General features: G+C 64.9%; 18 protein-coding genes. 13 read left to right on the top strand and 5 right to left on the bottom strand.

Annotation, left to right across the window (positions count from 1 at the left end; all coding sequences use genetic code 11):
* The first annotated feature begins 183 nt into the window (after positions 1 to 183).
* Positions 184 to 2,682, top strand: a complete 2,499-nt coding sequence (locus AWJ14_RS08220; RefSeq protein WP_066177360.1) for a hybrid sensor histidine kinase/response regulator — start codon at positions 184 to 186, stop codon at positions 2,680 to 2,682.
* A 423-nt stretch (positions 2,683 to 3,105) separates the two neighbouring features.
* Here AWJ14_RS08220 and AWJ14_RS08215 read toward each other — a convergent pair whose 3' ends face one another.
* The 3 genes from AWJ14_RS08215 to AWJ14_RS08205 form a co-directional block, all read right to left on the bottom strand.
* Entirely contained in the window at positions 3,106 to 4,965 is a 1,860-nt protein-coding gene (locus AWJ14_RS08215) for a methyl-accepting chemotaxis protein (RefSeq protein WP_066177357.1), read from the bottom strand.
* Positions 4,966 to 5,150: 185 nt separating this feature from the next.
* Positions 5,151 to 6,392, bottom strand: coding sequence for a flavodoxin-dependent (E)-4-hydroxy-3-methylbut-2-enyl-diphosphate synthase (ispG, locus tag AWJ14_RS08210; RefSeq protein ID WP_066177354.1), 1,242 nt, complete (start codon positions 6,390 to 6,392; stop codon positions 5,151 to 5,153).
* Between the two features lie 167 nt (positions 6,393 to 6,559).
* Positions 6,560 to 7,015, bottom strand: a complete 456-nt coding sequence (locus AWJ14_RS08205; protein WP_066177351.1) for a TspO/MBR family protein — start codon at positions 7,013 to 7,015, stop codon at positions 6,560 to 6,562.
* Positions 7,016 to 7,283: 268 nt separating this feature from the next.
* Here AWJ14_RS08205 and AWJ14_RS08200 point away from each other — a divergent pair, with 268 nt between their 5' ends.
* Complete coding sequence (locus AWJ14_RS08200) at positions 7,284 to 8,081, top strand: DUF2189 domain-containing protein (RefSeq protein WP_066177349.1); 798 nt, start codon at positions 7,284 to 7,286, stop codon at positions 8,079 to 8,081.
* Positions 8,082 to 8,087: 6 nt separating this feature from the next.
* Here the strand turns inward: AWJ14_RS08200 and AWJ14_RS08195 are convergent, their stop codons facing one another.
* Complete coding sequence (locus AWJ14_RS08195; RefSeq protein ID WP_066177346.1) at positions 8,088 to 8,417, bottom strand: ArsR/SmtB family transcription factor; 330 nt, start codon at positions 8,415 to 8,417, stop codon at positions 8,088 to 8,090.
* A gap of 63 nt (positions 8,418 to 8,480) precedes the next feature.
* On the bottom strand, positions 8,481 to 9,326 hold the full coding sequence (locus AWJ14_RS08190; RefSeq protein WP_066177344.1) for a MurR/RpiR family transcriptional regulator: 846 nt from the start codon (positions 9,324 to 9,326) through the stop codon (positions 8,481 to 8,483).
* A 139-nt stretch (positions 9,327 to 9,465) separates the two neighbouring features.
* Between AWJ14_RS08190 and AWJ14_RS08185 the strand changes: the two genes are divergently transcribed.
* The 11 genes from AWJ14_RS08185 (at position 9,466) to pyc (ending at position 22,946) form a co-directional block, all read left to right on the top strand.
* On the top strand, positions 9,466 to 10,260 hold the full coding sequence (locus tag AWJ14_RS08185) for an N-formylglutamate amidohydrolase (protein WP_066177337.1): 795 nt from the start codon (positions 9,466 to 9,468) through the stop codon (positions 10,258 to 10,260).
* Between the two features lie 42 nt (positions 10,261 to 10,302).
* Positions 10,303 to 10,830 carry a TRAP transporter small permease subunit gene (locus AWJ14_RS08180; RefSeq protein WP_066177328.1) on the top strand — a complete coding sequence of 176 codons (528 nt, stop codon included), beginning with the start codon at positions 10,303 to 10,305 and terminating at the stop codon, positions 10,828 to 10,830.
* A complete protein-coding gene (locus AWJ14_RS08175) occupies positions 10,827 to 12,161 on the top strand; it encodes a TRAP transporter large permease (RefSeq protein ID WP_066177325.1) in 1,335 nt (444 codons plus the stop codon). The genes AWJ14_RS08180 and AWJ14_RS08175 overlap by 4 nt, the downstream gene beginning before the upstream one ends.
* 44 nt (positions 12,162 to 12,205) lie before the next feature.
* Complete coding sequence (locus AWJ14_RS08170) at positions 12,206 to 13,258, top strand: TRAP transporter substrate-binding protein (RefSeq protein WP_066177321.1); 1,053 nt, start codon at positions 12,206 to 12,208, stop codon at positions 13,256 to 13,258.
* Between the two features lie 164 nt (positions 13,259 to 13,422).
* A complete protein-coding gene (locus tag AWJ14_RS08165; RefSeq protein ID WP_066177313.1) occupies positions 13,423 to 14,787 on the top strand; it encodes a glutamine synthetase family protein in 1,365 nt (454 codons plus the stop codon).
* Positions 14,788 to 14,944: 157 nt separating this feature from the next.
* Positions 14,945 to 15,364, top strand: a complete 420-nt coding sequence (locus AWJ14_RS08160) for a DUF7662 domain-containing protein (protein WP_066177306.1) — start codon at positions 14,945 to 14,947, stop codon at positions 15,362 to 15,364.
* Entirely contained in the window at positions 15,357 to 15,773 is a 417-nt protein-coding gene (locus AWJ14_RS08155; protein WP_066177302.1) for a type II toxin-antitoxin system VapC family toxin, read from the top strand. The genes AWJ14_RS08160 and AWJ14_RS08155 overlap by 8 nt, the downstream gene beginning before the upstream one ends.
* Before the next feature lie 12 nt (positions 15,774 to 15,785).
* On the top strand, positions 15,786 to 17,174 hold the full coding sequence (locus tag AWJ14_RS08150; protein ID WP_066177299.1) for an aldehyde dehydrogenase family protein: 1,389 nt from the start codon (positions 15,786 to 15,788) through the stop codon (positions 17,172 to 17,174).
* Positions 17,171 to 18,316, top strand: a complete 1,146-nt coding sequence (locus AWJ14_RS08145) for an iron-containing alcohol dehydrogenase (RefSeq protein WP_066177297.1) — start codon at positions 17,171 to 17,173, stop codon at positions 18,314 to 18,316. Before AWJ14_RS08150 ends, AWJ14_RS08145 begins: the two co-directional genes overlap by 4 nt.
* 278 nt (positions 18,317 to 18,594) lie before the next feature.
* Positions 18,595 to 19,338 (top strand): helix-turn-helix transcriptional regulator, encoded by a 744-nt coding sequence (locus AWJ14_RS08140; protein ID WP_066177294.1) that lies wholly within the window; start codon positions 18,595 to 18,597, stop codon positions 19,336 to 19,338.
* A 149-nt stretch (positions 19,339 to 19,487) separates the two neighbouring features.
* Complete coding sequence (gene pyc / locus AWJ14_RS08135) at positions 19,488 to 22,946, top strand: pyruvate carboxylase (protein WP_066177290.1); 3,459 nt, start codon at positions 19,488 to 19,490, stop codon at positions 22,944 to 22,946.
* Positions 22,947 to 23,011: the final 65 nt, after the last annotated feature.

The following is a 23,011-nucleotide window of genomic DNA, read 5'->3' as shown; positions in this document are numbered from 1 at the left end:
TGTCGCATTCACCTGCATCGGGCAGGCTTGCCTCTCCGCAGGCGGCATGGGGGCTGCTCGCGTTGAGGGAGCGGATGGGCGCGGCTGTGTCGATCCGGCGGCCGGTTTCCGCATCCTTACGTTTCATACGTGTTTATTAACCTACTTGCGGCATCATCTTTGAAAACAGGTGCCGCCAGAGCCATGACAGAAGCCAGCAAAGATCAGGATGAAACCTCGGTCGCGCGCCGATCGGTCATTTCGTTGCGCATCGGATTGATTGTTTCGCTGATGGCGATCGCGATCATCTGCACATTCTTCTTCCTCGAACAGAACAAGCGCAACCTGTCGATCCAGCAGATCAGCGAACTGTCGTCACGCTTCGCCGAACTCGACCGCGACATGTCGGCCATTGCCAGCCGCAGCGACCGGCTGGCGCAGACCTATGCGAATTTCCAGTCCTTTGTCGATCCGCGCCTGGCCAAGGCAACGCTTGCGGAAAAGCGGCGGCTTCGTGAACTCATGCCGGTCGACAACGACCTGATCTCGGCCCTGTCGAGCCTGCGGTTCCGGTTCGAACGGGCGCGCTGGAAGATCGAGCATCTGCGCCGCGACTGGGTCCAGGCGCCGGCGGCGATGACCGCCGAGATCGTGTCGCGCTCGCGCTACATGACCAATGAAGATCCGTTTGAGCATTTCATGCAGATGCTCGATGCCGAGCGGCTCGACAATGTGCGCACCAAGAAGGACATGTACTGGGCCGGTCGCGAGATCAACGCCATGTACGAGGAGGTGATCCACGTCACCAATGTCTATGTTCAGGAGCAGCTTCGCGATTACCTGGCGAACACCTCGCTGATCCAGGGTGCCCTGCTGCAGCGCTACATCATGGCGACGCTGGGAATCCTGCTGGTGCTCGGCATCGGCGTCTTTGTGCCGATCGACATCATCATCCGGCAGATGATCAAGCGGCTGCAGGCCAAGACCCGCGAGCTCGACCTGGCCCTGGCCAAGGCGCAGATGGGCGACCGCGCCAAGTCCGAGTTCCTGGCCACCATGAGCCACGAGATCCGCACCCCGATGAACGGGGTGCTGGGCATGGCCGAGCTGCTGACCCGCACCGACCTCGACACGCGCCAGCGCACCTTCACCGACGTCATTCTGAAATCCGGCAATGCGCTCTTGGAGATCATCAACGACATCCTCGATTTCTCGAAGATCGACGCCGGCCAGATGGTGCTGAACCCGAAGCCGTTCAATCTGGTCGACACCACCGAGGACGTGGCGACGCTGATGTCCTCGCGGGTGGTGGAAAAGGACATCGAGCTGGTGGTGCGCATCGCGCCGGGTCTTCCGGACAAGCTGATCGGCGATCCCGGACGGATCCGTCAGATCCTTACCAATCTCGTCGGCAATGCGGTGAAATTCACCGAGCAGGGCCATGTCATGGTCGACATCAACTGGCGCAAGCTCAATGACGGCGCGCGGCCCGAGCGGCTGGCGATCTCGGTCGCGGTGCGCGACACCGGCATCGGCATCCCGGCCGACAAGATCGACACGATCTTCGACAAGTTCAGCCAGGTCGACGGCTCTTCGACCCGCAAGCACGAGGGCACCGGTCTGGGGCTTGCGATCGCCACGCGGCTGGTCGAGCTGATGGGCGGCAGGATCAAGTGCGAAAGCGAGGTGGGCGTCGGCTCCACTTTCAGCTTCACCATCGAAATGGACGTGCATGGTGAGCCGGCCGCGGAAAATCCCGAGGCGGTGAGCCTGCCGGGTCGCCGGGTGCTGGTGATCGACGACAACGCTATCAACCGCATGATCCTGACCGAGCAGATCCGCGACTGGGGATTTGACTGCGTGGCGGTGGAAGGCGGCGAGATCGGGCTCGAACTGTTGCGTCACGCCCGCTCGAACCTGGGCATCGGCATCGATCTGGTGGTGCTCGATTTCCAGATGCCCGGCATGTCGGGCGCGGAGGTGGCGCGGGCGATCCGCAGCGAGCCGATGATCGCGCATACGCCGATTCTGGTGCTCTCCTCGGTGGACCAGGCGGACCAGCTCGAAGCGCTCAACGACCTCGGCATCTTTGCGCAATTGACCAAGCCGGTGCGCACCGCGCAACTGCGCAAGACGGTGCAGATGGCGCTCAACCAGCCGCAGGCGGCACCGGCCGTGGCCGCAGACGTCCCCGGCGCAACCGGGCCGGACGCTTCCGCGGTCGCGCCCTTGCCGGACGCGCCGGCCGATGGCGGCGAGGCCATCCACGACGACGATCCGGCGACGCGCACCGAACCGCTGGTGCTGGTGGCGGAGGACAATCCGATCAACCAGATCGTCTTCAAGCAGACGCTCGATGACATGGGCTACCGGCATTGTCTCGCCGTCAATGGTCGGGAAGCGGTGCGGATGTGGGAGCAGTTGCGCCCGACGCTGATGCTGATGGATGTCTCGATGCCGGAACTCAACGGTCTCGACGCGACGCGCAAGATCCGCAGCATCGAAGCCGAAATGGGGCTCTCGCCAACGCCGATCATTGCCGTCACCGCCCATTCGCTCAAGGGCGACGAGGACCGCTGCCTGGCAGCGGGCATGGACGACTACCTGTCCAAGCCGATCTCGCCCGAGAAACTCGGCGCGATGATCGACCGCTGGATGCCCGAACTCGTCGACAGGGGCGGATACCGGTTGCGCCGGGCCTGACGCGCGCCCGCGCAATTCCGGCGTTCTCCAGCCGACGCTCCCTCAACGCAAATGCACGGAGAGCCGTCGCGCCACGCCAGCTGTGGCGTGCCGAACCGATTGTCCAAGATTGGGTTTGCCTGAAAACGGGCAACGGCGAACCGGCGATCGTTGCAGAGACGCTTGCGAACCCGCGCCCGCGGGACTTTTTTGTGTCGCCTCGGGTCAGCGTCTGGCGCTGCCGGCTTGTCCTCCTGTTCGAAGGAGGCAATCGCAAGGTCGCGGTGGCCGCCGCGCCTTCTCGCCGATGGCTGGCGCTTGCGGGGTGCCGGTTGTGTCCTGTTCCGGGCGCTCCCCGGAAACATTAAACCGGTCGCCTCAGTCCCCCATGCAGCCGCTGGGGCGTGGCCGGCGTCAGTTCCCGCGGCGGCTTGCCGGATGCGGTCAGGCCGCCCGCGAGTGGCCGGAGCCGGAGGTGGCCCGGTTGCTGTCGCCCGAGAGCCGGAACCGGCCCACCATCTCGCGAAGCTTGCTGGCCTGTGCGGCCAGGCTTGCGGTCGACTGGGTCGCGTCCTCGATCATCGACACGTTCTTGAGGGTGACGTGTTCGAGCCCTTCCAGCGCGTGGTTGACCGAGTTCACGCCGCCCGCCTGTTCCCGGGACGCGACGGTGATGGCCTCCATGTGGCCGTTGATGTCGACGATCAGGCTGCTGATCCGCTGCAGGGCCTCTCCGACCTCGCGCACATGCTCGACGCCGCCATTCACTTCGGTGGCGGAATGGGCGATCAGTTCGCGGATCTCCTTGGCGGCTTCGGAGGAGCGGCCGGCAAGCGCGCGCACTTCCTGCGCCACCACCGCAAAGCCCTTGCCCGCCTCGCCCGCGCGCGCGGCCTCGACCCCGGCATTGAGCGCGAGCAGGTTGGTCTGGAAGGCGATTTCGTCGATCACGCCGATGATGCTGGCGATCTGTTGCGAAGAGTCGTGAATCCGGCCCATGGCCTGTTCGGCATTGGCCACCACGGCCTCCGAGCGGTGGGCGCTTTCATTGGCAAGGGCCGCGACCGCCTGGGCCTCGGTCACCCGGTCCGCCGTGGCCTTCACATTGGTGGTGATCTGGCCGAGGGCGACGGAGGTTTCCCCGAGCGCCGTGGACTGCTGGTCGGTGCGGCCGGACAGTTCCTCGATGCTGCGCGAAATCTGGTTCGAGCCGGTGTCGATGGTGCCGGCGGTGTCGTGGATAGCGGCCAGCGTCTGTCCGAGCTGTTCGACCGAGACGTTGAAATCGGCCCGCAGGGCTTCGAACTCCGGGGCAAATGCCTGGTCGAGACGGGTCGACAGGTCGCCCGCGGCCAGCTGCTTGAGACCGGCGGCGAGGCCGGCGGTGGCCACGCGCAGCCGCTCGGCGGCGGCGGCGTCGGCGCGCTCCTGTGCGGCAATGCGGTCGGCCTCCGCCTGGCGGCGATGCTGGTCTGCCTCGTCTTCAAGCTTCTTCTTCTCGATGAAGGCCGCGCGGAAGACTTCGAGCGCCCGGGCCAGCGCGCCGATCTCGTCGCGCCGCTGGTCGAGGCCGGTGGGGGTGTCGGTGTCGCCGCTGGCGAGCCGACTGGTCGCGGCTTCGAGCCGGCGCAGCGGCATGAGCGTGGTCAGGCGCAGCATTGCCATGATCAGGCCCAGCGTGACCAGAATGGTGGCGCCGCCGGCCATCACGCGGTTCCACAGGCTCGCGTGAAAGGCCGCGAATTCGGGCGCCAGATTGATCGAGGCGCTGTAGGCGCCGAGAATTTCGCCGTCGTTGATCTCCATCAGGCCGGTATGGCAGCCGGCGCAGCGTTCGTCGGCGGCACTGCCCTGGCCCAGGACCACGGGGCGGGACAGGCGCATGCTCTCGCCGTCCACGACGGCCTGGGGCTCGGTGGTGTCGAGCGCGGCGCGGTCGATCGGGTCATGCGGGGGCAGCTCCGGCTGGCCCATCTCCCTCTGAAAGGCGGCGATCTTGTCGGCCATCACGATCCAGATGTCGATATTGGTGTCGGCCTGCGAGAACAGCTTCATGGTGCCGTTGAGGGTTTCGACCGCGGGGTCGCCTTCCTCGAGCTGGCCGCGATTGACCATCGCCTGCACATGCACCGCTTCCAGCATGTCGAGCGCGGCGTTGCCGCGCAATTCGCCGTCATGGACGATCCGCTGCCGGGTGTCGGCGAGATCGATCGACGCCTTGATGGTCTCGGCCGCGACGAGCACGAGCGCGACGCCCGCGAGGATCTGGGCCGTCAACGGGAGCTTTTTGAAAAATGACAACATATCGAAATCCGCAGAATGCAGACCAGCCGGAATCGGGGTCGCGCAGGCACATCAGCCAGTTGCCGGCACACTAGCGGGATTTGCTTAATGACGTTTAAATCAGAAATGCAGATATGTTGCGCCCGACCCCTGCCGCGATGCCAGGAGCGGTCGCGATCGAGGCCAGCCAAGGCCGCCGGAGGCGGTCAGGCAGACTTGCCGAACCGCTGTTCGATATAATCGGCGACCATCACCTGGAAGTCCTCGGCAATCTTCGGGCCGCGCAGGGTGGCGGCCTTCTTGCCGTCGATGAAGACGGGCGCCGCGGGGCTTTCGCCGGTGCCGGGAAGGGAGATGCCGATATCGGCGTGTTTCGATTCACCGGGGCCGTTGACGATGCAGCCCATGACGGCGACCTGCAGCGCCTCGACGCCGGGATATTTGTCGCGCCAGACCGGCATGTTGCGCCTGAGATCGTCCTCGATGGTGCGGGCGAGCTGCTGGAACACGGTCGAGGTGGTGCGGCCGCAGCCGGGGCAGGCGGCCACCACCGGCAGGAACTGGCGGAATCCCATCACCTGCAGCAGTTCCTGGGCGACGATGACCTCGCGGGTGCGGTCGCCGCCAGGCTCAGGCGTGAGCGAGACGCGGATGGTGTCGCCGATGCCCGCCTGAAGCACGATGCCCATGGCCGCGGCGGAGGCGACGATGCCCTTCGAGCCCATTCCGGCTTCGGTCAGGCCCAGATGCAGCGCATGGTCGGAGCGGCGGGCAAGTTCCGAATAGACCGCGATCAGGTCCTGGACCTGGCTCACCTTGGCCGACAGGATGATGCGGTTGCGGCCAAGGCCGGTCTCCTCGGCGAGCGCCGCGGAATGCAGCGCCGACTGGATGATCGCTTCACGGGTGACGTCGCGGGCCGACAGCGGCGAGCCATTGGCGGCGTTCTCGTCCATCAGCCGGGTCAGCAGCACCTGGTCGAGCGAGCCCCAGTTGACGCCGATGCGCACGGGCTTGCCGTAGCGGATCGCCGTCTCGACGATCTCGACGAACTGGCGGTCCTTCTTGTCCTTGAAGCCGACATTGCCGGGATTGATCCGGTACTTGGCGAGCGCCTCCGCGCAGGCCGGGTGCTCGGCCAAAAGCGTGTGGCCGATATAATGGAAGTCGCCCACCAGCGGCACGTCGAGGCCGAGCCGTTCGAGCCGTTCGCGGATATGCGGCACGGCGGCAGCACTTTCGGTGCGGTCGACGGTGATGCGCACGATCTCGGAGCCTGCGCGGTTAAGGGCCGCCACCTGGGCGACGGTGGCGTCCACGTCGGCGGTGTCGGTGTTGGTCATCGACTGCACCACCACCGGTGCGCCCCCGCCGACCATCACGCCGCCGACATCGACGGCGACGCTCGCGCGGCGGGCTTGTGGGGCGACAAAGGGAGACAGGGTCATGAAAGCCTCGGAACAGTTCTCACGCAAACGGGCCGGCGTGGCTTGTGCGGTTCCCTTTACCTAGAACGCGTTTTTGCGAAATGGAAGCCCGCTTCGGGGTCTGTCGCGCCGCGCGCGGCACAATCGGCCGCCACGGCGCGAGCGGGCGGCCAACTGCCGCATCAGGTTCAGCCCGGCACTGCCTCCGGGTTGAGGCGCCAAACCGCGCGGTTGAGCGTGGCGGCGGCGATCACCCAGGCGGCATAGGGCATGAACAGAAGTGCCGCGATCGTCGAAACGGGCAATACGAGCGCGATATAGAGGGCGATCAGCACGAACATCGCGCAGACATCGACAAAGGCGAGATCCATTCGCCTGAGCCCGAAGAACAGCCACGACCAGGCAGCATTCAGCACCATCTGTGCGCCCCAGACGACCATCGCCAGGCTCAGGCCCTGTGCCTGCCAGAGCAGCCAGCCCGAGACGCCGATGGCGACATAAAGGATGCTCCAGACCAGCGGAAACGCCCAGTTGGGCGGGGTCCAGGAGGGCCGCCGCAAGTGTTGGTACCACTCGCCCGGCTTGAAGATCGCGCCGCTCGATGCGGTCGCGAGCACGACAATGATGATGACTATGGCGGACATGGCCCACTCCGGAGCGAATTGACAGGATTGGTTCCGATGGCGCTTCCGGAACCGGATTTCGCGCCGCCGCAATCAGGCCCTTAGATAATGCATTGCACCATTATTGCCAGTGCCTTGCGGCGCCGCAGGACGACAAAGCAACGCCCGCGGCGCCCGAATCGAGGATTGCGGTCGGCCGGAAACCGGACCATTATAAATCGTCGGCAGTGACCGTGGGGTGCGTCAATACGTCCCTGCGGCACGGGAGGTGCCGGCGAGGGAGGACCATATGACCAACAACACGACCGACCTGGCCGGACACGGCCAGATTGGGGTGCCCGCATTGCGCACCGTTTCGATCGAGGATGTGACCGCGAGCCTGAAGGACGGGTGGCGCGATTTTCTCGCCCATCCCGGCTTCGGGCTGTTCTTCGGCGGCATCTATGTGCTCGGAGGCTTCGCGATCCTGGCGTTTCTCAACCGGATCGGCGCGCCCTGGATGATCATTCCGCTGGCGATCGGCTTTCCGCTGCTGGGCCCCTTCGTCGCCGTCGGGCTCTACGAGATCAGCCGCCGCCGGGCGCATGGCGAGCCGGTTACGCGCCGGGGCGTGCTGGCGCAGGTGTTCCACCAGCGCGAACGCCAGCTCGGCTGGATGGCCTTCGTCGTCATGTTCATCTTCTGGGTCTGGATCTACCAGGTGCGGCTGCTGTTCGCGCTGTTTCTCGGCTTCAAGTCGTTTTCGAGCTGGGATCGCTTCGTCGACATCGTGCTGACGACGCCCGAAGGCTGGGGATTCCTGGCGGTCGGAACCCTGGTCGGCGGGTTTCTGGCGCTGGTGCTGTTTTCAACCACCGTGATCTCGCTGCCGATGCTGGCCGAACGCGAGGTCGATTTCGTCACCGCCATCATCACCAGCATCGCGGTGGTGATGAAGAGCCCCGTGCCGATGCTGGGCTTCGGGTTCATCGTGGGCGTCGCCACGCTGCTGGCGCTGCTGCCGGCGTTCGTGGGGCTTCTGGTGGTGCTGCCGGTGCTCGGTCATGCCACCTGGCATCTCTACCGGCGGGCGGCATCGCCCCTGTAGCCGGCTTCAGGCGCAGGATTGCTGCCGGGGTTCCAGGCTGCACAGTTCCGGATGGCCGCCGCAGCAATCTTCGATGAGGAAGCCCATGAGCCCGCGTATGCCGGCGTGATCGGCATGGTAACGCACGTTCCGGCCGTCGCGGACGCGGCGGACCAGTCCGGCCTTGAGCAGGATGCCGAGATTGGTCGACATCGTGTTCTGGCGCACGCCCAGGCGCTCTCCGATTTCGCCGGAGGCGAGCCCTTCCGGGCCGGCGGCGACCAGCAGCCGGAACACGGCGAGCCGCGTTTCCTGGCTCAGGGCCGCGAAGGCGTCCAAAGCGGAATTCTGATCCATGCAGAATGGGTATTGGATGCGCAGGCTTTGCGCAAGGGCGCGAGGGTGCGCCGGGGCTGCGGCCTAGCGCCCCGCCAGATTGTTCCAGTGAATGTCCTCGAGCGTCTGCATGCGGGCGCGGGCGGCGTCGCCCTGGGCACGCGAGACCCGGTCGATCAGGGCTTCGACGAGCGCCAGCAGCGCCACGCTCGAATCCCAGGTGCGGTTGGCGTCAACGACGCAGGGCAGCACCACCCGCGCGGAGCGGGCGATCGGCGACAGCCACGGATCGGTGATCAGCAGGATGCGCGCCTTGCGCTCGACCAGAAGTTCGCCGAGCCGGACCAGATCCGACTGGTAGCGGCGGATGTCGAACAGCACCGCGACATCGCCGGGACGGACGTCGAGCAGCTGGTCGCGCCAGGTCGAGGTCTGTCCGCCGAAATGGCTGACATTGGGGCGGATGATCCTCAGATGCGCGGCCATATAGGCGGCGATGGCGTCGGTGAAGCGCCCGCCCAGGCAATAGCAGGCCGAGCGGTGATCGGCGAGCAGCTCGCAGGCCGCCTCGAATTCGCTTTCGGGCACGGCCTTGACGGTGGCCTGGAGATTGGCGGCAATGGCGGCGAAGCTCGCCTCGAGCGCCGGATTGTCGGAGGCGGGTCCCGCGCTGCGGGCACGTTCGAGCGGCGACATCAGTTGCGACTGGACGTCGGCGCGCAGGGTCCGCTGGAATTCGGGATAGGAGGCGAAGCCGAGCCGGGAGACGAAGCGCAGCACGGTCGGAGCCGAGGTGCCCGCCAGCGCGGCGAGTTCGGCGATCGTCGACAGGCCGATGCTCGGATAATTGGCGAGGAAGGCGTGGGCGACCTTCTTTTCAGCGCCGGGAAGGACGCCGAGACTGGCCTGAACCTGTTCGCGTATGGCCATGGATCGCTTCTCTCCGCGGTGATGCCTGTAATAAAAATTACAGTATTGACAACCTTGGGGCAATCCTAATCAATGTTACGAAAGTCGGCGGAACCAACCGCGACAGCCCCAAACCGACATTCCGGGAACGACATCAAAGGTGCAACGCGACGTGCTGCTCGAACCGTCAGAAGGGCCGGCTTTTGCCGTTCGCCGTCCATCGGGAACCAGTGACGTGGTGCTGGTGTGCGAACATGCGTCGAAGACCATGCCCGTGGCGCTGAAGACGCTGGGTCTCGACACGGCGGCGCTCGAAAGCCATATCGCCTGGGATATCGGCGCCGCACGCGTTGCCGAGCGGCTCTCCGACCAGCTCGACGCGACGCTGGTGATGCAGCGGTTCTCCCGCCTTGCCTATGACTGCAACCGCCCGCCCGAGGCGCCCGACGCCTTTCCCGCCAGGAGCGAGGTGTTCGAGGTGCCGGGCAACCGCGGGCTCAATGCCGAGGAGCGGGCGCGCCGCACCGAAGCTCTCTACATCCCCTTCCACGCCGCCATCGACCAGCTTCTCGACGCCCGTCTCGCTGCGGGCCGCAACCTGGTGCTGGTGACGGTTCACTCCTTCACGCCCGTCTATTACGGCAAGCCGCGCGACGGCCATCTCGGGATCCTGCATGACGCGGACAGCCGTCTTGCCGATGCGATGCTGGCCGTCTCGGCCGAGACCGGGCTTGCCGGGGTTTCGAGGAACTATCCCTACGGGCCCGAGGACGGTGTCACGCATACGCTCATTCGCCATGGATTGACCCGGCAAATCGCCAACGTCATGCTGGAAATCCGCAACGACCTGATCGCCGAAGAGGCTGGTCAGGCCCTCTGGGCCGACCGCATCGAAACGCTGCTGCGGGGCGCGCTCGACCGCCTCGACCACGAAGGAGGACGCCGTCATGCCTGATCCCGGCTCCAGGCCGCACCGGTGCGTGAAAGGTCCGTCGGCATGAAGCTCGCCGAAGCCTATATTCGCGCGGTGGACGCCTTCAACCGCCGCGTCGGCCGGTTCGCGATGTATCTGATCTTCGCGCTGATGGGTGTGCTGTTCTGGTCCTCAATCACCAAGGCCGCGGGCTCTCCGGCGCTCTGGACCCTGGAATTCGCGCAGTTCATCATGGTCGGCTATTATCTGCTCGGCGGCGCCTATTCGATGCAGCTCGGGGACCATGTGCGCATGGACCTCGTCTATGGCGGCTGGTCGCCGCGGCGCAAGGCGGCGGTCGACGCCGTCACCGTGCTGTTCCTGTTGTTCTATCTCGGTGTGCTGCTTTACGGCGGCATTTCCAGCACGACCTACGCGCTCGAATATGGCGAGCGCGCGCACTCGGTGTGGCGGCCCTATATGTGGCCGGTCAAGATGATCGCCACGCTGGGCGTGTTCCTGATGCTGCTTCAGGCCTTCGCCGAATTCCTGCGGGACGTGCTGTTCCTCAGCGGCGTCAGCGTCAACCACGAAAGCGAGGCGGGCCTGTGAGCTACGAACTGATCGCCCTGTTCATGTTCGCCTCGATGATGGCGCTGCTTCTCACCGGGCAGCGGGTGTTCGGCGTGATCGGCGCGGTCGCGGTCATCGCCGCGCTGCCGCTGTGGGGCACCGGCGGGGTCGAGATCGCCTTCGCGCAATCGATCAAGCTGATGAAATGGTATCCGCTGCTGACGCTGCCGATGTTCATCTTCATGGGCTACATGCTGTCGGAAAGCCGGATTGCCGACGATCTCTACCGCATGTTCCATGTCTGGTTCGGCCCGGTGCCGGGCGGGCTCGCGATCGGCACGATCTTCCTGATGGTGGTGATCTCGGCCATGAACGGGCTGTCGGTGGCCGGCATGGCGATCGGTGCGACGATCGCGCTGCCGGAACTGCTCCGGCGCAACTACGACAAGGTGATGATCACCGGCGTGATCCAGGGCGGCTCGTCGCTCGGCATTCTCATTCCGCCCTCGGTGGTGCTGGTGCTTTACGGCATGATCGCGCGCCAGCCGGTGAGCCAGCTGTGGCTCGCGGGCGTGTTCCCCGGGCTGCTGATGGCCGCGCTGTTCGTGCTCTACATCGCCGTGCGCTGCCAGTTGCAGCCGCATCTCGGCCCGCCGCTGCCCAAGGCCGAACGCGACGCGATCACCTGGAAGGAACGCATCAGCCTGCTGCGGGCCGGCATCCTGCCGTTCATGATCTTCTTCCTGATGAACGGGCTGTTCCTGATGGGCTACACCAGTCTCGTCGAAAGCTCGGCGGTGGGTGCGCTCGCCTCGATGGCGGCGGCGCTGATCAAGGGGCGCCTGACGCGCGAGGTGATGGAAAACGTCATGCGCAAGACGCTCGGCATCTCCTGCATGTTCATGTGGATCATCCTGGCGGCGCTTTGCTTCGGCGCGGTGTTCGACGGTCTCGGCGCGGTGCGCGCGATCGAGAACTTCTTCCTGGGCCAGCTCGGGCTCGAGCCCTGGCACGTGCTGATCCTGATGCAGCTGAGCTTCCTTCTGATGGGCACCTTCCTCGACGATACGGCAATGCTGGTGATCGTGGCGCCGCTCTACGTGCCGCTGGTCAAGGCGCTCGGCTTCGATCTCGTCTGGTACGGCGTGCTCTACACGATCACCTGCCAGATCGCCTACATGACGCCGCCCTTCGGCTACAACCTGTTCCTGATGCGCGCCATGGCGCCGCCGGAGATCACGCTTCGCCATATCTACCTGTCGGTTATTCCCTTCGTCGCGGTCATGCTGCTCACCTTGATGATCGTGATGATGTTCCCGGAACTCGCATTGTGGCTGCCGCAGCAGTTCCAGGGCAAATTGCAAGGCTGACATGAGCAGGACCAGGAACACGAACCCATAATAAGGAGAACAGCATGAGCACTCTCAAAAGGCGTCAATTCCTCACCAAGGCCGGTGTGGCCGCCGGCGCAGCGGCCGGCACCGCGCTGGCCGCCCCGCCGGCGATCGCGCAGGAACCGATCCGCTGGCGCATGCAGACCTATGCCGGCGCGACGCTCGGCCAGTTCGTCACCCAGCCCTTCGTCGATGCCTTCAACAAGGCGGCCAACGGCGAAATGGTGATCGAGCTGTTCTTCGCCGACCAGATCGTGCCGACGGGCGAGTTGTTCCGCGCCATGCAGGCCGGCACCATCGACGCCGTGCATTCGGACGACGATTCGATGGCCTCCCCGGTGGAAGTGGGCCTGTTCGGCGGCTACTTCCCCTTCGCCACCCGCTCGATCCTCGACGTGCCGGTGCTGTTCCAGCAATACGGCCTCGCCGACATCTGGCGCGACGCCTATGCCGGAACCGGCGTCAAGTGGCTCTCGGCCGCGGGCCAGGACCCCTGCAACTTCAACACCAAGAAGGAAATCAAGAGCGTGGCCGATCTCGACGGCCTCAAGCTCTACACCTTCCCCACCGCCGGCCGGTTCCTGACCCAGTTCGGCGTCGTCCCGGTGTCGATCCCCTACGAGGATGCCGAAGTGGCGGTGCAGACCGGCGAGCTTGATGGCATGTCGTGGTCGGGCATCACCGAGGACTACACCGTCGGCTGGGCCAATGTGACCGACTACTTCCTGACCAACAACATTTCCGGCGCCTGGATCGGTTCCTGGTTCGCCAACGAGGAAAAGTGGAACGCGCTGCCCGAGCACCTGAAGGCGCTCTACATGGCCTGCATGGAAGCCAGCCACACCTTCCGCAACCAGTGGTACTGGGGTGGCGAGGCCAAGCTGCGGGCCACCGGCGACAAGCTGGAACTGCGCTCGGTGCCGGCATCGGAGTGGAAGCAGGTCGAGGAAGCCGCGGTGAAGTTCTGGGACGAGATCGGCGCCGAAAGCGAGACCAAGGCGAAGGTGATCGCGATCTTCAAGGAATACAACGGCGTCATCAACAAGGCGGGCTTCCCCTACGGCGAAAGCTGAGCCGGACGACCCCGCGAATTTCCGCCTCCCGGCCTTGCGCCGGGGGGCGGATTGGTACTACAGCGCCGCCACGGGCGGGCGCATGAGACGAATTCCGCCGGCGGCAGGCTTGCCGTCGCTGCCGCGCACAGACGCACCAACCACAGCATCGGGACCCAATCGACATGGCCGGAAACCTTAGCTTCGAAGACCTGAAAACCGCCGCCAAGGCCGGCGAGATTGATACCGTGCTGGTCTGCTGCGTCGACATGCAGGGCCGGCTGATGGGCAAGCGGTTCCACGTGCAGAACTTCATCGCGTCCAGTCACGAGGAAACCCATTGCTGCAACTACATGCTGGCAACGGATCTCGAGATGGCGACGCCGGACGGTTACGCCACCACCAGCTGGCGCGCCGGCTATGGCGACTATGTGATGAAGCCCGACCTTTCGACGCTCCGACGCGTGCCCTGGCTCGAGGCCACCGCGATGGTGCTGTGCGACCTGCTCGACCACCACACCCATGAGCCGGTGCCGCAGTCGCCGCGCCAGATCCTGAAAGTCCAGATCGCCCGGCTCAAGGAACTGGGCTACGAGGCCATGATGGCGACCGAACTCGAATTCTTCCTGTTCGAGCAGAGCTACCGGGATCTCGCGCGCTCGGGCTACCGCGATTTGACCCCGATCAGCGCCTACAACGAGGATTACCACATCCTCCAGACCACCAAGGAAGAGGGGATCATGCGCCCGGTGCGCAATCACCTCTACGCAGCGGGCATCCCGGTCGAGAACTCCAAGGGCGAGGCCGAGACCGGGCAGGAAGAGCTCAATATCCGTTATGCCGAGGCGCTCGACTGCGCCGACCATCACACCATCGCCAAGCATGCGGTCAAGGAGATAGCCTGGGCCCATGGCCGGTCGGCGACGTTCCTGCCGAAATGGAACCCGAAAAAGGTGGGCTCGTCCTCGCATGTGCACATGTCGCTGTGGAGCGGCTCGACGCCGGCCTTCCGCGACCCTGCCGGCGCGCACGGCATGTCGGAGCTGATGCGCCATTTCATGGCGGGCCTGATCGAATATGCCTCGGACTACACTTTCTTCCTGGCGCCTTACGTCAACAGCTACAAGCGCTTCATGAAGGGCACGTTCGCGCCCACCCGCACCGTCTGGTCGGTCGACAACCGCACCGCCGGTTTCAGGCTGTGCGGCGAGGGCAGCAAGGCGATCCGGGTTGAATGCCGCATCGGCGGCTCGGACATGAACCCCTATCTGGCGCAGGCGGCGCTGATCGCTGCCGGCATCAAGGGCATCGAGGACAAGCTCGCGCTGGCGCCGCCGACCACGGGCGACGTCTACGAGAATGCCGAGGCCAAGCACATTCCCTCGAGCCTCAGGGCCGCGACCGAGACGCTGCGCAGCTCGAAGATGCTGCGCGCGGCGATGGGCGACGCGGTGGTCGACCACTATGTGCGCTGCGCCGAATGGGAGCAGGAGGAATTCGACAAGGCGGTGACCGACTGGGAGATCATCCGCGGCTTTGAAAGGGCTTAGCATGTCGCGGCGCGCGAGACTCACGGTTGCCAGCGAACTTTCCTCTAATCTCGTCGCCGCTCAAGCCGCGATTATAAACTATATGTGTTTACCCCAAAGTGTAAGTAGTTTACATTTTTCCTCAAGGTTGCCTCAGCGTGTCTTAGGGAGTTCGGAGATGGGCAAATACGAACCATTGCGTGAGTTTCTAGCCTCGCAGACGCGGGATCAAATCCAGATGTCGTTTGCCGAGATTGAAGCGGTTCTGGGGGAGCCCCTGCCGGCGTCCAAACGGTTTCCCGCGTGGTGGAGCAACAACACCATGAACAATGTAATGACGAAAGAATGGCTTGCGGCAGGGTTTCAATCAGAACAGGTCGACATAGCTGGCGAGAAGCTCACATTCAGGCGTATCAAATCCAAGTCAAAAGCGGAGGAAAGCCCATCCCGTGGAAGCAAAGCTTCAGCGGCGAGCAGCACGCAGGCGACGCGGCCCGCCTATTACGGTGCACTGAAGGGGACCCTCACTCTCGATCCCTCCCTTGATCTGACACAGCCGGCCGATCCGGAGTGGGGCCGAGTTTACGAAGATGACTGACCGATATCTGCTGGATACCTGTGCGGTCATTTGGCTCATGGGCGGAGATGATATCGAGGACAATGCCTTGAAACAGTTGGCTGAAGCGCAATCCGCCGAAGGCTTAGTTTCGATATCTGCCATGACGGCTTGGGAGATCGGAATGCTCGCCTCGAAGAACCGATTGGCATCGACACGCCATCCGTTGCGCTGGTTCAAGGATGCCGTTGGTCAATTCGGCGCGGATGTGGAGGAGGTCTCTCCAGACGTCCTGGTCGCCTCCTCGTTCCTGCCTGCACCAATCCACAACGACCCCATGGACCGCATCCTGATCGCGACGGCTCGTGAACGTGACCTAACCATCGTTACCCGGGACCGGGCCATCCTCAGCTACGGCGCGCTCGGACATGTCAAGACTCTCCCCTGTTGAACGGAAGACAAGATGAACACCACCTTGAAATGCATCTCGCCCATCGACGGCTCGGTCTATGCCGAGCGGACAGTGATGGGGCTCGACGCGGCGAGCGCCGCGGTCGCGCGCGCGCGCAAGGCGCAGAAGGACTGGGCCAAGCGGCCGCTCGAGGACCGCATCGCGCTGGTCCGGGCCGGGGTCGCCCGCTTGAACGAAATGAAGGACGAGGTCGTCCCCGAACTCGCCTGGATGATGGGCCGGCCGGTGCGCTATGGCGGCGAGTTCGGCGGCGTCAACGAACGCACCAATTATATGGCCGAGATCGCCGCGCGCGCACTTTCGCCGATCGAAATCGAAAGCTCGGCCCAGTTCGAGCGCCGCATCGCGCGCGTGCCGCATGGCGTGGTGTTCGTCGTCGCTCCGTGGAACTATCCCTACATGACGGCGATCAACACGGTTGCTCCGGCGCTGATCGCCGGCAACACCGTGGTGCTCAAGCACGCCACCCAGACGCTGCTGGTGGGCGAGCGCATGGTCCGCGCCTTCACCGAGGCCGGTGTGCCCGAGGATGTGTTCATCAACCTGTTCCTCGACCACCAGGGCACCGAAAAGCTGATCTCGTCCGGCAGCTTCGATTTCATCAACTTCACCGGCTCGGTCGGCGGCGGGCAGGCGATCGAACGCGCTGCGGCCGGCACCTTCACCGGGCTCGGCCTTGAACTCGGCGGCAAGGATCCGGGCTACGTCATGGACGATGCCGATCTCGACTGGGCCGTCGACGTGCTGATGGACGGCGCGATGTACAATGCCGGCCAGTGCTGCTGCGGCATCGAGCGGCTCTATGTCGCGCGGCCGCTCTACGACCAGTTCGTCGAGAAGGCCACGGCCTGGGTCTCGGCGCTCAAGCTCGGCAATCCGCTCGATCAGGAAACCACGATCGGGCCGATGGCCAATGTGCGTTTCGCCAACGAGGTGCGCGCCCAGACCGCCGAGGCGCTGGCAAGCGGCGCGCGTGCGCTGATCGACCCGAAGCTGTTTCCCACTGACGACGGCGGCGCCTATCTGATGCCGCAGATCCTGGTCGACGTGACCCACGACATGCGGGTGATGCGCGACGAGAGCTTCGGCCCGGTGGTCGGCATCATGCCGGTCGACAGCGACGAGGAAGCGCTCGCGCTGATGAACGATTGCCAGTTCGGCCTCACCGCCTCGCTGTGGACCAACGACGTGGAGCGTGCGGCGCGCATCGGCGCCGAGATCGACACGGGCACCGTGTTCATGAACCGCGCCGACTATCTCGATCCGGCGCTGTGCTGGACCGGCTGCAAGGCCACAGGCCGCGGCGGCTCGCTGTCCGAAATCGGCTTCCACAACCTGACCCGTCCGAAATCCTTCCACCTGAGAAAGAAAACCGCATGAGCCCGCGCGCCAACTGGTCCTATCCCACTGCCATCCGCTTCGGAGCAGGCCGCATCTCCGAACTCGCAGAAGCCTGCCTGACCGCAGGCATCAAGCTGCCGCTCCTGGTCACCGACCGGGGGCTCGCCTCGCTGCCGATCACCCAGCAGGCACTCGACATTCTCGAAGCCGCCGGCCTCGGCCGGGCGATGTTCTCGGAAGTCGATCCGAACCCGAACGAGAACAACCTCGAAGCCGGCATCGCCGTCTTCAAGGAGGGCGGCCATGACGGCGTCATCGCCTTCGGCGGCGGCTCCGGCCTCGATCTGGGCAAGCTGATCGCGTTCCAGGCCGGCCAGACCCGCCCGGTCTGGGACTTCGAGGACATCGGCGACTGGTGGACCCGCGCCGACGCCAAGGCGATCGCCCCGATCATCGCCGTGCCGACCACCGCTGGTACCGGCTCCGAGGTCGGGCGCGCGGGCGTGCTCACCAATTCGGTCACCCACGTCAAGAAGATCATCTTCCACCCGAAGCTGCTGCCGGCGATCACCATCTGCGATCCCGAACTCACCGTCGGCATGCCGCGGATCATCACCGTGGGCACCGGCATGGACGCCTTCGCCCATTGCCTGGAAGCCTATTCCTCGCCGTTCTACCATCCGATGAGCCAGGGCATCGCGCTCGAAGGCATGCGGCTTGTGAAGGAGAACCTGCCGCTGGTGGTGGCAGACGGCTCCAACATCGCCGCCCGCGCGGAGATGATGAGCGCTGCCGCCATGGGCGCGGTCGCGTTCCAGAAGGGGCTCGGCGCCATCCATGCGCTGTCGCATCCGATCGGCGCCGTCTACAACACCCATCACGGCATGACCAATGCGGTGGTGATGCCGCCGGTGCTCGCGCTCAACCGGCCCGAGATCGAGGCGCGGATCGCCCGCGCCGCCGATTACATGGGCATTCACGGCGGCTTCGACGGGTTCTTTGATTTCGTCCTGAAACTGCGTGCAGATCTTGGCGTGCCCGACAAGCTGTCCGCACTCGGGGTCGGCCGCGACCGCATCGACGAGATGACCGCGATGGCGCTCGAAGACCCGAGCGCCGGCGGCAATCCGGTGAAGATGACGGCGGAGAACACCAAGGCCCTGTTCGAAGCCTGCATCTGACGCCGCGGCCTTGCGCCGCAGGGCTGACAGAGGACACGAGAGCCGGTGCGCGGCAGGACCGCGCACCGGCTTTTTTCGAGTGGCGGTCCGCGGGAAAGGCGTATATCTCCTTCCGGCGATTGCGAAAATATTTTTTGCAACTGATGGATTTACAGTTACAATGTCACCGATGCCCTGTTCCGGTTGTACCCGATGGGACGGGGCTTGCAGTCCGCCCGGTGGATTTTCACAAGGAGTGGAACTTCACAAGGAGCGGCAGGAGTAGAAAGGAAGAAGCGATGGACATGTCACCGGTTCTTCAGTTTCTGGATGCGGAGCCGCAGCCGGATGAAAGCGCCGAGCTGATACGCGGTCGCCTGTCGAAGGTGATCAGCGCCCTCGGCTTCGATTTCTTCACCCTCGTCCGCCAGCCCGGTCCCGAAAGCGACGACGACGGCATCATGCTGGGCGGGCAATGGCCCAAGGGTTGGCCGGAACTCTATGTGAAGCGGAAATACGCCGCCATCGACCCGATCGTGCGCTATCTCGGCCACAGCCAGCGCGGATACCGCTGGCGCGAGGCGATGGGTGCCTTCGAGCAGGATGCGCATCGCAACCGCATGGAACGGATGATGGCCGATGCGCGGCGCTTCGGACTCGAGGACGGCTATCTCTTTCCGGTGCATGGCCGGCGCGGCCTGGTGGGCTCGCTCAGCGTGGCCGGTCGGCCCGTCGATCTCTCTCCCTCGGAGATGGCGCTGATGGATGCGCTCGCCAAGAAGGCCTTCTGGGACATTCTCCCGGCCCAGGATCCGGCGGCCCACGAACGCATCTCCCGTCCGGTGGCGGTGCAGATGACCCGCCGTGAACTCGAGACGCTCGAATATCTCGGCTACGGGATGACCTCCAACGAGATGGGGGCCACGCTCGGCCTGTCGACGCACACGGTCGATTGGTACATGAACGGCATCCAGGACAAGCTCAACGCCAAGAACCGCCACCATGTGGTGGCGATTGCCTTCAGGCTTGGCCTGATCTCCTGAATAGAGCGCGCCCGGGGCCGTCTGTTTTTCGAACTTTACATGGGTGGTGTTGCGCGGGGTCATTTGCACTGCAGCAAAACTGACGTTATTGATTGCGGGTTGGGAATGCTAAGTCCCTGATCCCTCCGCCCAAACCCGGGAGCCCGCCAGTGCCGATTTCCAAGATTCTTGTCGCCAACCGGTCCGAAATTGCCATCCGCGTGTTTCGCGCGGCCAATGAGCTCGGCATGAAAACCGTGGCCATCTGGGCCGAGGAAGACAAGCTCGCGCTGCACCGGTTCAAGGCGGACGAATCCTATCAGGTCGGCCGCGGGCCGCATCTTCCGCGCGATCTCGGTCCGATCGAAAGCTATCTGTCGATCGACGAGGTGATCCGCGTCGCCAAGCTGTCGGGCGCCGACGCCATTCATCCCGGCTACGGGCTTCTCTCGGAAAGCCCGGAATTCGCCGACGCCTGCGCGGAGAACGGCATCATCTTCATCGGCCCGCGTCCCGACACCATGCGCCGGCTCGGCAACAAGGTGGCCGCGCGCAATCTCGCCATCGAGATCGGCGTGCCGGTGGTGCCCGCCACCGAGCCGCTGCCCGACGACATGGACGAGGTCGCCCGCATGGCCGACGAGATCGGCTATCCGGTGATGCTGAAGGCTTCCTGGGGCGGCGGCGGGCGCGGCATGCGCGCGATCCGCGACCCCAAGGATCTGGCCCGCGAGGTGACCGAGGCCAAGCGCGAGGCCAAGGCCGCCTTCGGCAAGGACGAGGTCTATCTCGAAAAGCTGGTGGAACGGGCCCGCCACGTCGAAAGCCAGATTCTCGGCGACACCCACGGCAATGCGGTGCATCTGTTCGAACGCGACTGTTCGGTGCAGCGGCGCAACCAGAAAGTGGTCGAGCGCGCGCCCGCGCCCTATCTCAGCGAGGCCCAGCGCCAGGAACTTGCGGCCTATTCGCTCAAGATCGCCAACGCCACCGGCTATGTCGGCGCGGGCACCGTCGAATATCTGATGGATATCGACACCGGCAAGTTCTACTTCATCGAGGTCAATCCGCGCATCCAGGTCGAGCATACGGTGACCGAGGAAGTGACCGGCATCGACATCGTCAAGGCGCAGATCCACATCCTCGAAGGCAAGGCGATCGGCGATCCGGACTCGGGCGTGCCGGCGCAGGCCGACATCAAGCTCAACGGCCATGCGCTGCAGTGCCGGATCACGACGGAAGATCCCGAGCAGAACTTCATTCCCGATTACGGTCGCATCACCGCCTATCGCGGCGCCACCGGCTTCGGCATCCGGCTCGACGGCGGCACCGCCTATTCGGGGGCCGTCATCACCCGCTTTTACGATCCGCTGCTGGAGAAGGTCACCGCCTGGGCGCCGACCCCCGAGGAAGGCATTTTGCGCATGCACAGGGCGCTACGCGAGTTCCGCATCCGCGGGGTGGCCACCAACCTCACCTTCCTGGAAGCGATCATCACCCATCCGGAATTCCGCAACAACACCTATACGACGCGGTTCATCGACTCGACGCCGGAGCTGTTCGAGCAGGTCAAGCGCAAGGACCGCGCGACCAAGCTTCTGACCTATCTGGCGGACGTGACCGTCAACGGCCATCCCGAGACCAAGGGCCGGCCGCTGCCCGCCGCCGATGCGGCTGCCCCGCGGGTGCCGCATGTCGAGGGCGAGATCCGGCCGGGCACGAAGCAGTTGCTCGACGAGATGGGGCCCGAGAAATTCGCGGCCTGGATGCGCGCGCAGACGAAGGTGCTGATCACCGACACCACCATGCGCGACGGCCACCAGTCGCTGCTCGCCACGCGCATGCGCACCCATGACATCGCCGCGGTCGCGGGCGCCTATGCGCGCGCGCTGCCGGAGCTTCTGTCGCTCGAATGCTGGGGCGGCGCCACCTTCGACGTGGCGATGCGGTTCCTGACCGAGGATCCGTGGGAGCGGCTCGAGATGGTGCGCACCGGTGCGCCGAACCTGCTTCTGCAGATGCTGCTGCGCGGCGCCAACGGCGTGGGCTACAAGAACTATCCCGACAATGTGGTCAAGCATTTCGTGCGCCAGGCCGCGAGCGGCGGCATCGACCTGTTCCGCGTGTTCGACTGTCTGAACTGGGTCGAGAACATGCGCGTGTCGATGGATGCGGTGCGTGAAGAGAACAAGCTCTGCGAAGCCACCATCTGCTACACCGGCGACATCCTCAATTCCGCCCGGCCGAAATACGATCTCGCCTATTACACCGGGCTCGCCACCGATCTCGAAAAGGCCGGCGCCCATATCATCGCGGTCAAGGACATGGCCGGGCTTCTGAAGCCGGCGGCGGCGCGGCAGCTGTTCAAGGCGCTGCGCGAAGCCACCGACCTGCCGATCCATTTCCACACCCACGACACCTCGGGGATCTCGGCTGCGACCGTGCTCGCCGCGGTCGACAGCGGCGTCGATGCGGTGGATGCGGCGATGGATTCGCTCTCGGGCAATACCTCGCAGCCCTGCCTGGGCTCGATCGTCGAGGCACTCAAGGGCAATGAGCGCGATCCCGGGCTCGACACCGAATGGATCCGGCGGATCTCGTTCTACTGGGAAGCGGTGCGTCACCAGTATGCCGCTTTCGAAAGCGACCTGAAGGGGCCAGCCTCCGAGGTCTATCTGCACGAAATGCCCGGCGGGCAGTTCACCAATCTCAAGGAACAGGCGCGGTCGCTGGGGCTCGAAACCCGCTGGCATGAGGTGGCGCAGGCCTATGCCGATGCCAACCAGATGTTCGGCGATATCGTCAAGGTCACGCCGTCGTCGAAGGTGGTGGGCGACATGGCGTTGATGATGGTGAGCCAGGACCTGTCCGTCGCCGATGTCGAGAACCCGGCCAAGGATGTCTCCTTCCCCGATTCGGTGGTGTCGATGATGCGCGGCGATCTCGGCCAGCCGCCCTCGGGTTGGCCCAAGGCGCTGCAGAAGAAGGTGCTCAAGAGCGAGGAGCCCTATACGGCGCGCCCGGGCTCGCTGCTGCCGGATGCCGATCTTGCGGCCGAGCGGGCCGAGATCGAGACCAAGCTCGAACGCGAGATCAGCGAATACGAGTTCGCCTCCTATCTGATGTATCCGAAGGTGTTCACCGATTTCGCGATTGCGACCGAGACCTATGGTCCGGTCAGCATGCTGCCGACGCCCGCCTATTTCTACGGGCTTCCGGTGGGCGAGGAGCTGTTCGTCGAGATCGAGAAGGGCAAGACGCTGGTGATCCAGAACCTCGCCCAGGGAGAGACCGACGAGAAGGGCATGGTCACCGTGTTCTTCGAACTCAACGGCCAGCCGCGCCGCGTCAAGGTGCCCGACCGGGCTCACGGCGCCGCGGGGTCGGCCGCACGCCGCAAGGCCGAACCCGGCAACGAGGCCCATGTGGGCGCGCCGATGCCCGGCGTGATCTCGACGGTGGCCGTGAGCGCGGGCCAGCCGGTCAAGGCCGGCGACGTGCTGGTCTCGATCGAGGCCATGAAGATGGAAACCGCGATCCATGCCGAGCGCGACGGCACGCTGTCCGAAGTCCTGGTCAAGGCCGGCGACCAGATCGACGCCAAGGATCTTCTGGTCGTTTACGAGTGAGCGTGACTTAGGCGGCGCGGGATCTTGTAGGTCAACGGACCGCCCGCATCGTGTCCGGGTCGGGC

Origin of the sequence: Parahoeflea olei (assembly GCF_001703635.1) — a bacterium.
Classification (GTDB): domain Bacteria; phylum Pseudomonadota; class Alphaproteobacteria; order Rhizobiales; family Rhizobiaceae; genus Hoeflea; species Hoeflea olei.
This window is presented reverse-complemented; position numbering and strand designations above follow the sequence as displayed.

Excerpts from the sequence above, each read along its gene's own strand:
- AWJ14_RS08165 (WP_066177313.1), top strand. The coding sequence starts at position 13,423 with ATGGCCGGAAACCTTAGCTTCGAAGACCTGAAAACCGCCGCCAAGGCC.
- AWJ14_RS08195 (WP_066177346.1), bottom strand. The coding sequence starts at position 8,417 with ATGGATCAGAATTCCGCTTTGGACGCCTTCGCGGCCCTGAGCCAGGAA.
- AWJ14_RS08190 (WP_066177344.1), bottom strand. The coding sequence starts at position 9,326 with ATGGCCATACGCGAACAGGTTCAGGCCAGTCTCGGCGTCCTTCCCGGC.
- AWJ14_RS08150 (WP_066177299.1), top strand. The coding sequence starts at position 15,786 with ATGAACACCACCTTGAAATGCATCTCGCCCATCGACGGCTCGGTCTAT.
- AWJ14_RS08180 (WP_066177328.1), top strand. The coding sequence starts at position 10,303 with ATGAAGCTCGCCGAAGCCTATATTCGCGCGGTGGACGCCTTCAACCGC.
- AWJ14_RS08155 (WP_066177302.1), top strand. The coding sequence starts at position 15,357 with ATGACTGACCGATATCTGCTGGATACCTGTGCGGTCATTTGGCTCATG.
- AWJ14_RS08170 (WP_066177321.1), top strand. The coding sequence starts at position 12,206 with ATGAGCACTCTCAAAAGGCGTCAATTCCTCACCAAGGCCGGTGTGGCC.
- AWJ14_RS08220 (WP_066177360.1), top strand. The coding sequence starts at position 184 with ATGACAGAAGCCAGCAAAGATCAGGATGAAACCTCGGTCGCGCGCCGA.
- AWJ14_RS08200 (WP_066177349.1), top strand. The coding sequence starts at position 7,284 with ATGACCAACAACACGACCGACCTGGCCGGACACGGCCAGATTGGGGTG.
- AWJ14_RS08215 (WP_066177357.1), bottom strand. The coding sequence starts at position 4,965 with ATGTTGTCATTTTTCAAAAAGCTCCCGTTGACGGCCCAGATCCTCGCG.
- AWJ14_RS08145 (WP_066177297.1), top strand. The coding sequence starts at position 17,171 with ATGAGCCCGCGCGCCAACTGGTCCTATCCCACTGCCATCCGCTTCGGA.
- ispG (WP_066177354.1), bottom strand. The coding sequence starts at position 6,392 with ATGACCCTGTCTCCCTTTGTCGCCCCACAAGCCCGCCGCGCGAGCGTC.
- AWJ14_RS08205 (WP_066177351.1), bottom strand. The coding sequence starts at position 7,015 with ATGTCCGCCATAGTCATCATCATTGTCGTGCTCGCGACCGCATCGAGC.
- AWJ14_RS08160 (WP_066177306.1), top strand. The coding sequence starts at position 14,945 with ATGGGCAAATACGAACCATTGCGTGAGTTTCTAGCCTCGCAGACGCGG.
- AWJ14_RS08140 (WP_066177294.1), top strand. The coding sequence starts at position 18,595 with ATGGACATGTCACCGGTTCTTCAGTTTCTGGATGCGGAGCCGCAGCCG.